The 11,582-nt window shown below is 63.2% G+C and carries 12 protein-coding genes and 1 tRNA gene; 8 read left to right on the top strand and 5 right to left on the bottom strand.

Features of this window, described 5'->3' with window-relative positions; all coding sequences use genetic code 11:
* Positions 1–22: 22 nt before the first annotated feature.
* A tRNA-Leu gene (locus L1073_RS13510) sits at positions 23–109 on the top strand.
* Between the two features lie 190 nt (positions 110–299).
* On the opposite strand, the gene L1073_RS13505 is transcribed toward L1073_RS13510, so the two are convergent.
* On the bottom strand, positions 300–1,079 hold the full coding sequence (locus L1073_RS13505) for an EAL domain-containing protein (RefSeq protein WP_246900068.1): 780 nt from the start codon (positions 1,077–1,079) through the stop codon (positions 300–302).
* A gap of 197 nt (positions 1,080–1,276) precedes the next feature.
* On the opposite strand from L1073_RS13505, the gene L1073_RS13500 reads away from it, so the two are divergent.
* Together L1073_RS13500 and L1073_RS13495 are read left to right on the top strand one after the other, a co-directional pair.
* Entirely contained in the window at positions 1,277–1,651 is a 375-nt protein-coding gene (locus tag L1073_RS13500) for an MliC family protein (RefSeq protein WP_246900067.1), read from the top strand.
* 33 nt (positions 1,652–1,684) lie between these two features.
* Positions 1,685–2,293 (top strand): LysE family translocator, encoded by a 609-nt coding sequence (locus L1073_RS13495; RefSeq protein WP_246900065.1) that lies wholly within the window; start codon positions 1,685–1,687, stop codon positions 2,291–2,293.
* A gap of 19 nt (positions 2,294–2,312) precedes the next feature.
* Here the strand turns inward: L1073_RS13495 and L1073_RS13490 are convergent, their stop codons facing one another.
* Positions 2,313–3,965, bottom strand: coding sequence for an acyl-CoA dehydrogenase family protein (locus tag L1073_RS13490; RefSeq protein ID WP_246900064.1), 1,653 nt, complete (start codon positions 3,963–3,965; stop codon positions 2,313–2,315).
* 88 nt (positions 3,966–4,053) lie between these two features.
* On the bottom strand, positions 4,054–4,623 hold the full coding sequence (locus tag L1073_RS13485; RefSeq protein WP_246900062.1) for a TetR/AcrR family transcriptional regulator: 570 nt from the start codon (positions 4,621–4,623) through the stop codon (positions 4,054–4,056).
* An 87-nt stretch (positions 4,624–4,710) separates the two neighbouring features.
* Here L1073_RS13485 and L1073_RS13480 point away from each other — a divergent pair, with 87 nt between their 5' ends.
* From L1073_RS13480 to L1073_RS13470, 3 genes are all read left to right on the top strand, one after another.
* Positions 4,711–5,943: an MFS transporter gene (locus L1073_RS13480; protein ID WP_246900060.1), complete on the top strand. Its 1,233-nt coding sequence runs from the start codon at positions 4,711–4,713 to the stop codon at positions 5,941–5,943.
* A gap of 79 nt (positions 5,944–6,022) precedes the next feature.
* On the top strand, positions 6,023–6,628 hold the full coding sequence (locus L1073_RS13475) for an NUDIX hydrolase (RefSeq protein ID WP_246900058.1): 606 nt from the start codon (positions 6,023–6,025) through the stop codon (positions 6,626–6,628).
* Positions 6,629–6,693: 65 nt separating this feature from the next.
* Entirely contained in the window at positions 6,694–7,188 is a 495-nt protein-coding gene (locus L1073_RS13470) for a glutathione peroxidase (RefSeq protein WP_246900056.1), read from the top strand.
* Between the two features lie 12 nt (positions 7,189–7,200).
* Here L1073_RS13470 and L1073_RS13465 read toward each other — a convergent pair whose 3' ends face one another.
* Complete coding sequence (locus L1073_RS13465) at positions 7,201–7,590, bottom strand: DUF7079 family protein (RefSeq protein WP_246900054.1); 390 nt, start codon at positions 7,588–7,590, stop codon at positions 7,201–7,203.
* A 184-nt stretch (positions 7,591–7,774) separates the two neighbouring features.
* Here L1073_RS13465 and fabV point away from each other — a divergent pair, with 184 nt between their 5' ends.
* Both fabV and L1073_RS13455 read left to right on the top strand, forming a co-directional pair.
* Positions 7,775–8,980: an enoyl-ACP reductase FabV gene (gene fabV / locus L1073_RS13460; protein ID WP_246900053.1), complete on the top strand. Its 1,206-nt coding sequence runs from the start codon at positions 7,775–7,777 to the stop codon at positions 8,978–8,980.
* Between the two features lie 60 nt (positions 8,981–9,040).
* Positions 9,041–10,015 carry a GlxA family transcriptional regulator gene (locus L1073_RS13455; RefSeq protein WP_246900051.1) on the top strand — a complete coding sequence of 325 codons (975 nt, stop codon included), beginning with the start codon at positions 9,041–9,043 and terminating at the stop codon, positions 10,013–10,015.
* A gap of 20 nt (positions 10,016–10,035) precedes the next feature.
* On the opposite strand, the gene L1073_RS13450 is transcribed toward L1073_RS13455, so the two are convergent.
* Entirely contained in the window at positions 10,036–11,481 is a 1,446-nt protein-coding gene (locus L1073_RS13450) for a M48 family metalloprotease (RefSeq protein WP_246900049.1), read from the bottom strand.
* Between the last annotated feature and the right edge of the window lie 101 nt (positions 11,482–11,582).

Raw genomic sequence — 11,582 nt, 5'->3', positions numbered from 1 at the left:
CTCCGTATAATACGTCTCCGCTGCCCGGGTGGCGAAATTGGTAGACGCAGCGGATTCAAAATCCGCCGGTGGCGACACCGTGTCGGTTCGAGTCCGACCCCGGGCACCAACTAAATCAAGCACTTAGCAGTTCCCTTCCTCGCTTGGTTTTGCTCCCTTAGCCTTATGTGTCAACGAAGTGTCATCGCGTACTCGCCTTGTTGATAGTGCGTCGCGTTCTATTTGGCATGAAGTGCTTGTTGAAGTGCTGGAATGCTCAAAAGGCAGTGGCCAAAAACACTTGACCACTACTCTTCTGGCTAGCCGTTCGAGATGTCTGTGATATTTGAAAAACCCGTGACCGACGGCAGTGCCTCGAACGCGGGACGTGCGTAATAAAAGCCTTGATGCTGCACGATGCCGGCTTCCTCATGCAGCCAGCGCGCTTCGTCCCGGCACTCGATGCCTTCGGCGACCATCTCGATGTCGAGCTGAGTGGCGATGTCGGCCACCGCCTTGAGCAGGACCTGACGACGCCTGTCGTGGTGGCAGTCCATCACCAGGTCACGGTCGATCTTGAGCTTGTCCGGGCGCAACTCGACCAACAGATCCAGGTTGGCGTGGCCCTTGCCGAAATCGTCCAGGGCGGTGGTGAAGCCCATCCGGCGATAGGTGTCGATGATGCTGCGCAAATGGGCGCGATCGGTGACGCTTTCGGTTTCGGTGATTTCGAACACCAGGCGCTCGGCGGGCCATCCCACGCGTTCGGAAATAGCCAATGTAGCCTGTATGCAGGCCTCGGGTTCATAGACGGCGTTGGGCAGGAAGTTGATCGAGAGCGCGCTTGTCATCTCGAGTTGGTCGGCCAGTTCGATGGCCTTGACGCGACAGGCCTGATCGAATCGGTAGAGCAAGCCGTCCGATACTTGGGAAAGTATCTGGTAGGCCGATTCGCCATTGACGCCGCGTACCAGGGCCTCATGAGTGACGATACGTTGCGTCGCGACATCGACGATGGGCTGGAACGCCATGCTGAAGGCGAACGGCAACGGGCCTTCGCAACGCTGGCAATGATGGTCGGTTCGCGCGCAATTCGTCATGCTGACCTCCGTGTGATGGGTTGAGAGCGCCGTAATGATGCCCACTAAATATCCCGGTGCGTGTTGGGTGTGTCACGCGTCGTTTAAGATAAGATGTCTGCAGCATATTGTACGATCATAAAATGGATGCGGTACGCCTTTGAGAACGCCGTGTCGTATCGTGCTTCCATCATGATGTTTTTGGATAAGGAGTTCCGATGAAACCTGTCAGTCTTACCCTGTTGGCGCTAGCGACCTTGATGACGGGGTGTGCCATGCAAGGTGGCGATGATGATCGCGCCGATCAGCATACCCAGATTTACCAGTGTGAGGGAGACACATCGCTGTCGGTGACCTATTTCCAATATGGCGCTGACACCGATAGTGCCATGTTGAGCTACGGTCACGATTCCATTCCCATGCATCAAATTGCCTCGGGCGCCGACGCACGCTATGCCAGCGACGACGAACAGCTCGCCTACATCTGGCACACCCAGGATGACGAAGGTGAGCTTTACCGCGAGAACGACGAGGGTGAACGCAACGTCATCGAGCGCGATTGCCAGGGCCGCATGAAGGACGCCGACCGCTAAGTTGCGCGCTTATTTCATGACGGAGCCTGTGCGATGTCACTGAGTTTGTGGCTGTCGCTGGCGGCGGTGTGTGCCATGGGGGCGATGTCGCCGGGGCCGAGTTTGGCGATGGTGCTGCGCCATACGCTAGGCGGTGGGCGCGTGCCGGGCGTGGTCGCCGGTGTTTGCCATGCGGCGGGCGTGGGCTTCTATGCGGCGCTGACCGTGTGGGGTCTGGGCGCGGTCATCGTTCATCAGCCGCTGTTGTTCCAGGCGATTACCTGGGGCGGGGCGGCGTACCTGGCCTGGCTGGGCGTGAAGGCGTTGCGCGCTGGCCGGGGCGGGGCCCTGGAGACCGGCGGTGTGGCCAGTCGCCCTGGTGTGGCCGCGCGGGACGGCGTGCTGGTGGCGTTGGCCAATCCCAAGCTGATTCTTTTCTTTGTGGCCTTGTTGAGCCAGTTCGTGAGCGCCGACATGGGCGCGGGGGCCAAGACGTTGATCGTGGCGACCGCGTCACTGATCGACGCTGGCTGGTACGTGCTGGTGGCGCTGGCGCTCTCGCATTCGGCGGTTTTACCCTGGCTTCAGGCACGCGCGCACTGGATCAACCGGGCGACCGGTGTCTTGCTGCTGGGCCTGGCGCTGCGCATCGTCATCGGTTGATGGAGCGTAGCAACCACCCTCAAGGCGCGATTCGCTCAAGGATGGCGTCCAGCGGCGCGTGAGACGGCAAGACGCCGAACAACGGTGAGGCCTCCTCGCCGAGGCGGGCCGCACAAAAAGTCTCGCCGATAGCATTGGGTGCGTAGCGCAACAGCAGCGCGGCCTGCAGACATTGCGCGAGGCGCTGGGTCAGCCAGCGCGCCTGGGCTTCCAGCACGTCCGGCGTGGCCTTGAGACGTCGTTCGAGGGCTTCAAATGCTCGGTCGAAATCGGGGTGAGCGCCGCGTGCCAGGGCAAGCTCCTGGCGCAGGGCGGCGATACTTTCCGGATGGCGGGCCATCACGCGCATCACGTCCAGACACATGACATTGCCCGAACCTTCCCAGATCGAATTCACCGGCGCCTCACGATAAAGCCGCGCCAGCGGTGCTTCCTCGACGTAGCCGATGCCGCCGAGGCATTCCATGGCCTCGGCCATGAACGCCGGGCCACGCTTGTTGTGCCAGAACTTGGCCAGTGCAGGGAGAAGACGCGCCAGAGCGTGCTCATGTGGATCGCGGGCGGCGCCGTCGAAGGCGCGGGCGGTGCGCAGGCAGAGTGCCAGGCTGGCCTCGGTTTCCAGGGCCAGGTCAGCGATCACGCGGCGCATCAAGGGCTGGTCGGCGAGGCGTTTGCCGAACGCTTCGCGGCCTTGCACGTGGCGCCAGGCCTCGAGCGTCGCCTGGCGCATCATGCCGGCGGGGGCGGTGGCGGCATCGAGCCGGGTCTGCTGCACCATTTCGAGAATGGTGGCGACGCCGCGTCCCGGGTCGCCGATGGGGTGCGCCCAGGCGTCGACATACTCGATTTCGGCCGAGGCGTTGGCGCGGTTACCGCACTTGTCCTTGAGGCGTTGCAACTGGATGCCGTTGCGCTCGCCATCGGGGCGAAAGCGCGGTACCAGGAAGCAGCCAATGCCGGCGTCGTCCTGGGCCAGGGTTAGAAAAGCATCCGACATCGGCGCGCTGCAGAACCACTTGTGGCCGATGAGACGCGCGCTGCCATCCGGCTGGCGCGTCGCCTGAGTGGTATTGCGGCGCACGTCGCTGCCGCCTTGTTTCTCGGTCATCGCCATGCCGAAGGTCGCCGCGCGCTTGTCGCTGGCGGGCAGGGCGCGGGGGTCGTAATCGTTTGCCAGCAGGCGCGGTCCCCATGTCTCGAGAACGGTTCTGTCGTGGCGTAGCACGGGGTAGGCGGCGTGGGTCATGGTGATCGGGCAGCAGAACCCCGGTTCGACCTGGGTCAAGAGATAAAGCGCGGCGACATGCGCCTGGTGACCGCCTTCGCCTTCCTGTTCCCAGGCTACGGCCTGCCAGCCGCCATCGCAGGCCAAGTGCATCAAGCGATGATAGGCCTCGGTGTAGCGCACTTCGTCGAGCCGGCGCCCGTGGCGATCGAACGAGTGCAGCTCGGGAGGGTACCGATTGGCCTCGTCGGCGATGGTTTGCCAGGTGTCACGCCCGGCCTCGCGGGCGAGCGGGGCGAGACGCGTCGCGACCCAGTCCGGGGCCTCGCGGGTCAGGGCCTCGTGCAGGGCCGTGTCCTCTTTCAAGAGGTCATGGTCGCCGCCGAGCGGGGGCTGGTTGGTGACGTCGTGCGTGGCGAGATGAGTGCGAGCGGCGTGGTCGGACATGGAAGCGACTCCTGAAGGCGGCAGCGGACTGCGCTGTGCTTCGAGCATGGCCAGACGTCGTGCCGGGGTCAATGCGACCCTGGTGGGATTAGCCGGGCATGTCGGTACTCGACAGCGTCTGCGCGATCCAGCGACTGAGCCGCTCGGGCGTCGCCGTGTCAGGGGCATAAAGCAGCCGATAGGTCATCGGCGCGATCACGCCGTCCATCAAGTCTTCGACCGACGGCGTGGCTTCGCCGCGCATCACGGCGCGTTCACGCAGGCATGCCATGATCGTTTCATTGTAACGGTAGCAGCGTTGGCGTCGTTCGCGTTCGGCACTGGCCATGATATCGCCGAGCATGCACTGGCCGGTTGGCGAGGTCATCTCGTCGAGATAGTGCTCGCCCCAGGCCTGTAGGTCATTCGCCAAGGAACCGGTATGTGGTGGTTCGTCGTCGGGATGAAGGCGCTCGAGGGACACATCCGCCAGCAACTCGGCAAGATTCCCCCAGCGGCGATAGATCGTCGACGGCGTTACGCCGGCCTTGTGCGCGATCTGCGGAACGCTGAGTTCCTCGCGGGATTTGGCGGTCTGCAACTCGCGCACCGCTTGATGCACGGCCTCTTGCACCCGTGCGCTGCGTCCCCCGGGACGAACGGCTTCTTTGATAGCCATGGTTACCTAACGCAAAATATTTGCTTTATGAGCCTGCTAAGTTCAGACTGCTACTAACGCACAATCTTAGCATTAATGGACTTCACCATGTCACCGCCTTCATCCACGGGTACGACGAATGCCTACCCGACGCCGCGCCTCGGGCAACTGGCTTATTATGCCATCTTGATGATCACCTTCCTGGCGGCGTCCAGTGCCCCGACACCGTTGTACCGGCTGTATCAGCAGACGTGGGGATTCTCCGCCACGATGCTGACGCTGGTGTTTGCCAGCTACGTGTTCGCCTTGCTGGGGGCACTGCTGGTGTCAGGATCGCTGTCGGATCATATCGGTCGGCGACCGGTGGTGGCGGGTGCCATCGTGGGCGAAATCCTGTCGCTGGGGGTATTCTTCTGGGCCGATAGTCTGGCGTGGCTCATGGTGGCACGTATTCTCCAGGGCATCGCGACCGGTGTGGTGACCAGCGCGTTGGCAGCGGCCATGCTTGATAGTGATCACCAGCGTGGGCCCGTCATGGCGAGTATCGCGCCGCTTTTCGGCATGGGCATCGGTGCTCTGATCGCGGGCATCCTGGTGACGTACGCCCCCGCACCGCTGCATCTGGTATATGCGCTCCTGGCTGCGGTCCTGATGGTTCAAGGCCTGTTGCTGGGGCGCATCCGCGAGAGCGTGACACCGCGCCCGGGTGTCTGGGCCTCGCTACGGCCACGCGCCTATATACCGCCGCCGGTCAGAGGGCCGCTGCTGCGTGTGGTGGCAGCGGTGATTTCGTCCTGGGCGCTGGGCGGTTTCTCACTGTCGTTGGGTCCTACACTGGTGGAGACCGTCAGCGGTATCCATAACCCGCTGGTGGGTTGCCTGATTACGTTCCTGCTTCCCTGCGTGGGTGCCATCAGTGTGTTGACGCTGCGCGGCAAGCCGCCTCGTGTGGCCGTGCTCATCGGCACGGGCTGCTTGATCGTCGGCATGAGCGTGCTGTTGCTAGGGGTTTATTGGCGCAGCGTGGCGGTGCTGTTGAGCGGCACGGCCGTTGCCGGGATTGGTTTCGGGGCGGCTTTCATGGGCGCCATGCGTACGGTGATGCCATTGGCACCGCCCACCGAGCGCTCGGCGTTGATGGCGGCGTTTTATGTCATCTGCTACTTGTCCGCCAGCCTCTTGGCCATGGTTGGCGGCGTGGCGACGCAGCACATGGGCCTGCTGCCGACGACGTACGTGTATGGCGGTGTCGTGGCGGCGTTGTCGCTCACCGCTTTTATCGGTGCGTTGACGCAGCGCTCGCCCCCGGCCCGCCGCCGTGCCTGCGATAACCCAGCCTGACGTGCGCCCCAGGCTTCTGGTGTAGGCCTTCTGCATGTCCATTAGTGGATTCGACATGACGCGATGCCCGGGCTCTGGCATGCTGAAGCCTTTTCGCATCGATACGTCACAGGTCACAGGACACGCCATGGTCACGCCGTCGTCTTCCGCAACGCTTGGGGTATTGCCCGAGCCGGTCATCAAGGATGAGCGCATCCAACTGGTGGACGCTCGCAATCGTCCTTGTGGCAGTGCCTCGCGTCGGCTGATGCGGCGCTTTCGCTTCTGGCACCGTGCGACGTACGTGTTCGTCCGCAATGGACGGAGCGAGCTATGCGTGCAGCGTCGCACGCTGACCAAGGAAGTCTTTCCCGGCTATCATGATTTGGCGACCGGGGGCGTGGTCGGCGCGGGGGAGGCGGAGCATGTCGCCGCGCGTCGCGAGCTGGCGGAAGAACTCGGCATCGAGGGCGTGTCGTTGACGCCGTGTTTCACGTTCCGTTATACCGATGGTGGCAACTTCATTCATGGCAGTGCCTTCGTGGTCGATTACGATGGGCCGCTGGTCCTGCAGGCTGACGAAGTCGCCGATGCCACCTGGTTGACGGTGGAGGCCGCGTTGGCCCTGGAAGATGCCACGCCGGACAGTCGTGTCGCGCTGGAGCGCATGCTCGCCCAGGGCTGGTTGACGGCAGGGAACGATTGAAGCCCTGGCGCAGGCGGACGACAATGAAGAGGTATCTCCGACGATGAACGTGATGCGCGACCGCCATGACGCTATATAGCCAGGATTGCCATACCAATCGGATGGAGCCCTTCAATCTGCGCGCGCTGCGCGGGCAGGTGCTGTTGATCGTCAATGTCGCCAGCCGCTGCGGTTATACGCCGCAGCTCAAGGAGCTCGAGTGGCTGTATCGCCGTTACCACGATCAAGGCTTCACCGTGCTGGCGTTCCCCTGCAATCAGTTCGGTCGCCAGACGCCGGAGTCGGCCGAGGGGTTTGGCGCCTTCTGCATGCGTGAATATCGGGTCAGCTTTCCGGTGATGGAAAAGGTGCACGTCAATGGGCGCGATGCCCATCCGCTGTTCGTGTTGCTGCGCCGCCAGGCGCCGGGCGTGCTGGGCAGTACCCCCATCAAGTGGAATTTCACCAAGTTCCTGGTGGGGCGCGATGGCCATGTGATTCGGCGTTTTGCGCCGCGCGTTTCGCCACGCCGTATGGCGGCGGATATCGAGCGGGCACTGGACATTCCGTTCTCGGCATGACGCTCGTACGGCTCATGGCGCGGTCGCATGCAGACGTTCGACCAGGATGTCGAAGCGTGGCCGACTCATCATCGTGGTCAACCCGGAAAACAGCAGCCAGAAGCCCTTGCGCCAGCCATGCAAGCGCCGCGTGTGGCGTGCCAGGTCGAGCAGCAGGCGGTCCTCGTCGAAGGCGCGCCATTCGCCGGCCACCGACATCTGGCGACGTGACATGACCGGCGCCATCTCCAGGCGATAGATCATCTCCAGCTCCTGAGGCGTATGCCCTTGTGTCTCGATCACCTCGAGCATTCGGGTGTATTCGCGCTCCCGGGGCTCGCGCTCGAGCCATAAAGGCGAGAGTGCCAACCACAGGGCGCCACGGCGTTCCAGTAGGGTTTCAAGCTCGTTGGGGTCGTGCATGTTTTGGACCTTCGCTGTGAAGGGGCATCTTCGGCCACTCGGCCATGGCGAGCAAGGGGGTGCGGACATGGACGCCATCACCCGCTAGAATGCCCCACAATAAAGAAACCGTGCATTGGCGCGCGTTTCTCCGTGGCGGTTTCGACCGCGATCAACGAATGACGTCAGCAAAGAGGTCCCCTCTGTGATCATCAAACCCAAGGTTCGTGGCTTCATCTGTACGACGACGCACCCCAAGGGCTGCGAGCGCAATGTCGCCGAGCAGATTGCCACCACGCGTGCGAATATTCCGCAAAGCGAACAGCAAAATGGCCCCAAGAAGGTGTTGGTGATCGGCGCCTCCAGCGGCTATGGCTTGGCCGCGCGTGTCACCGCGGCCTTCGGTTATGGGGCATCGACGCTTGGGGTTTTCTTCGAGAAGCCGGGCACAGAGAAGAAGCCGGGCACGGCGGGATGGTACAACTCGGCGGCGTTCGACAAGTTCGCCAAGGAAGAAGGCCTTTACAGCAAGGCGATCAATGGCGATGCCTTCTCGCACGAAGCGCGCACCAAGGCCATCGAGTTGATCAAGCAGGACCTGGGCCAGGTCGATCTGGTGGTGTACTCGCTGGCCTCGCCGGTACGCAAGATGCCCGATAGCGGCGAACTCAAGCGTTCCGCCCTCAAGCCTATCGGCGAGACCTACACTGCCACGGCCATCGACACCAACAAGGATGCCATCACCGAGGCCTCCGTGGAGCCGGCCACCGAGGAAGAGATCGCCGATACCATCACCGTCATGGGTGGTGAGGATTGGGAGTTGTGGATCGACGCCCTGGACGAAGCGGGTGTGTTGGCGCCGGGCGCACGCAGCGTGGCGTTCAGCTACATCGGCACCGAGATTACCTGGCCGATCTACTGGCATGGCGCGCTGGGCAAGGCCAAGGAAGACCTCGATCGCGCCGCCGGCGAGATCGACGCGCGTCTTTCCAAAGAGGGCGGCAGCGCCAACGTAGCGGTGCTCAAGTCGGTAGTGACCCAGGCCAGCGCGGCGATTCCGGTGATGCCGCTTTATATCTCGATGGTTTACAAGATCATGAAGGAGAAGGGCCTGCACGAAGGCACCATCGATCAGCTCAACCGTCTGTATGCCGAGCGTCTGTATGCATCACAAGAGCAGGGTACCGACGAAGCGGGGCGTCTGCGTCTCGACGATTGGGAGCTACGCGATGACGTGCAGCAGCCGTGCAAGGAGCTGTGGTCACAGGTGACCACCGACAATCTCTTCACGCTGACCGATTATGCCGGTTACAAGCACGATTTTCTCAAGCTATTTGGCTTCGAGCGCGAGGATGTCGATTACGAGGCGGACGTCGATCCCGTGGCGGAGTTCGACGTCGTGCAACTGTGATCGCTACACGCGTCGCGCAGATCGACCGCGAGACGGATGCGTTGGTGGAGGCGCTGCTCGATGCCAGACAGTGAAGCGCGCCACGATGCACCACGCCAGGTGGGGTTTTTGCTGCTGCCGGGGTTTTCGCTGCTGGCGCAGGCCTGCGCCATGGAGCCGTTGCACGTCGCTAACTTGCTGGCCGAGCGTCGACTCTATGTGCCGCGTACCTTCGGGCTCGATGGGCGCGCGGTCAGAAGTGCCGCAGAGCTGGCGTTGACCCCGGAAAGCGTGGCGGGCAGCGATGTCCAGCATCTGGACATGCTCATGGTGTGTGGCGTGAGTCCGTCGCCAGCAAGCGAGTCCCCGACCTTGCATGGCTGGTTGCAACGGCTGGCGTCACGCGGGGTCATGCTGGGCGGCATCGCCGGTGGCACCCAGGTGCTGGCTCGCGCTGGCGTGCTGGAAGGCTATCGGGTCACGCTGCACGTCGCCGGGGCCGACGCGTTCACGCGGGATTTTCCCGGCGTGCATGTCTCGCATCAGTTGTTCGAGATCGACCGTGACCGCCTGACCTGCGGGGGCGGTACGGCAGCGATGGACATGATGATGACGTTGATCGCCCAGCAGCATGGCGCGCGGTTGGCCGAACGTGTCTCCGAGCATTTCGTCTGCGAGCGCATCCGCATGGCGGACGAGCCCCAGCATGTACCGCTGCGCGCGCGCCTCTCGCACGCACCGCAGAGTCTGGTCGACGCGGTGACGCTGATGGAGTCGAACATCGAGGAGCCGTTGACCACCCACGAGCTGGCGGAACACCTGGGGATTTCCCGGCGGCAGCTCGAGCGGTTGTTCAAGAAGTATCTGCAGGCGGTGCCCAGCCGTTACTATCTGGAACTGCGTCTTCAGAAGGCCCGCCAATTGCTGCGTGACAACGAGCAGGCGGTCGGCGACATCGCCCTGTCCACGGGCTTTTCCTCCGGGGCGCATTTCTCTACGGCGTACCGTAACCATTTCGGCATCAGCCCGCGCGACGAACGCATCCCGCGTCACTGACGGTAGTTGTCGTAGAGAACCTAGAAGTCCTGGAGCGTCTGCCGATACCCCAAATACGCCTTGCGGCGCTCAACCAAGCGGCTGGCCATGGCGAAATCGCCTTGGTTGCGTGCCGTCTCTTCGGCGATGTCGAGCTGTTTGATGGCGCGGTCGATATGGCCGGTCAGTTGCAATTGCTCGGCGCGGGCGAGCATGCCCCACAGGTTGCGGTCGCTACGTCCGGCGGCTTCCGCGAGCAGGGAGAAAACCTGCGGATCCTCGGGGTACTGATCGCTCATGCGGCGCAAGATATCGTATGCTTGGCGTGGGGCTTGCTGCAGCAGGACCTCGGCTTCGATGAGCTGCGCCGGGCGGTAGTCCGGTTGCAGACGCAGGATGCGCCGGGCGCGGATCAATGCCGCATCGCGCTGGCCGGCGTCGAGCGCTACCTGGGCTGCGCTGGCCGGCAGCATCGAGAGATTCGGCTGCGCTGCGCTCAATCGGTCGATGGCGTCGAGTGCCTGTGCGGTATGGTCGTTGTGGGCGTCGATCAGCGCTTGCAGATAGCGTATCGCGGCGTCAGGAGGATCGTCCTGACGTAGCTGGGTCATGGCCTGGTCGGGATTGTCGCGATTCAGCGCGAGCAGGGCGCGAGCGCGAATAAGGCTGAAGGCCGTGCTATCGTGCGGTGCGGGCGAGGGCAACTGGTCGGCGCGGGCTTGGGTGTCGGCGATGCGGGCTTCGGTAACCGGGTGCGTGAGCAGAAATTCCGGCGGATTGCCGCCCTGGAGACTGGCTAAGCGTTGCATGACGCGGAAGAGTTCGGGCATGGCCTGCGGGTCGAAACCGGCGTCGGCCAGGGCCTCCAGCCCGACGCGGTCGGCTTCCTGCTCGAAACGCCGCGAATAGGCGAGCTGATCCTGGATGAATGCCGCTTGCGAGCCGACCATGGCAGCCAGCCCGGCATCGCCTGCGCCACCCGCCGCAAGCACCATGCCGGCCAGCATGGCGCCCATGGTGGGCAACTGTGTCTCTTCCACGCGTTGCATGCGGCGCGCAAAATGATGCTGCGACAGATGGCCGAGCTCGTGGGCGATTACCGAGGCCAGGGCATCCTCGGTCTCGGTGAAGGTGAACAGGCCGTTGTGGACGCCGACCACGCCGCCTGGCACGGCGAAGGCATTGAGAAGTCGGCTGTCGACCAAGGTGATGACGGTGTCGTCGTGGACCCCGGTATGCGGTAACAGGCGTGCCACCAGGCCATGGATGTAATCCTGCGCGATGGGGTCCTGCCACTCGTCGGTCTGGGCGCGGAACTGGCGTAGCCAGGCGCGTCCCAGGCGGTGTTCCTCACCGCTTGAAACGGTGGCACTCGAGCCACCCAGCTCGGGAAGGCCGTAATCGTTCTGTGCCAGGGCATTCGACGCAAAGGCGCCAAATGTCAGAGCCAGGAATAGGGCAGGAAGCAGCGTCCAGCGACGTGGCATGGGCATCCTCTTGAATGACGCGACGGGGCGGGTAGGCCGACGGCATGGTGCACGCCATGCTACCGTTGTCTTCGACATTGAACTGACTGGCAAAGTGCCTT

The sequence above is a fragment of the Chromohalobacter nigrandesensis genome (genome assembly GCF_023061285.1).
GTDB classification, from domain to species: Bacteria; Pseudomonadota; Gammaproteobacteria; order Pseudomonadales; family Halomonadaceae; genus Chromohalobacter; species Chromohalobacter nigrandesensis.
This window is presented reverse-complemented; position numbering and strand designations above follow the sequence as displayed.

What these genes read in the sequence shown, in the direction of transcription:
- L1073_RS13465 (WP_246900054.1), bottom strand. Translation starts at nt 7,590, where the DNA reads ATGCACGACCCCAACGAGCTTGAAACCCTACTGGAACGCCGTGGCGCC.
- L1073_RS13490 (WP_246900064.1), bottom strand. Translation starts at nt 3,965, where the DNA reads ATGTCCGACCACGCCGCTCGCACTCATCTCGCCACGCACGACGTCACC.
- L1073_RS13470 (WP_246900056.1), top strand. Translation starts at nt 6,694, where the DNA reads ATGACGCTATATAGCCAGGATTGCCATACCAATCGGATGGAGCCCTTC.
- L1073_RS13480 (WP_246900060.1), top strand. Translation starts at nt 4,711, where the DNA reads ATGTCACCGCCTTCATCCACGGGTACGACGAATGCCTACCCGACGCCG.
- L1073_RS13450 (WP_246900049.1), bottom strand. Translation starts at nt 11,481, where the DNA reads ATGCCACGTCGCTGGACGCTGCTTCCTGCCCTATTCCTGGCTCTGACA.
- L1073_RS13485 (WP_246900062.1), bottom strand. Translation starts at nt 4,623, where the DNA reads ATGGCTATCAAAGAAGCCGTTCGTCCCGGGGGACGCAGCGCACGGGTG.
- L1073_RS13500 (WP_246900067.1), top strand. Translation starts at nt 1,277, where the DNA reads ATGAAACCTGTCAGTCTTACCCTGTTGGCGCTAGCGACCTTGATGACG.
- L1073_RS13475 (WP_246900058.1), top strand. Translation starts at nt 6,023, where the DNA reads ATGCTGAAGCCTTTTCGCATCGATACGTCACAGGTCACAGGACACGCC.
- L1073_RS13505 (WP_246900068.1), bottom strand. Translation starts at nt 1,079, where the DNA reads ATGACGAATTGCGCGCGAACCGACCATCATTGCCAGCGTTGCGAAGGC.
- L1073_RS13495 (WP_246900065.1), top strand. Translation starts at nt 1,685, where the DNA reads ATGTCACTGAGTTTGTGGCTGTCGCTGGCGGCGGTGTGTGCCATGGGG.
- L1073_RS13455 (WP_246900051.1), top strand. Translation starts at nt 9,041, where the DNA reads ATGCCAGACAGTGAAGCGCGCCACGATGCACCACGCCAGGTGGGGTTT.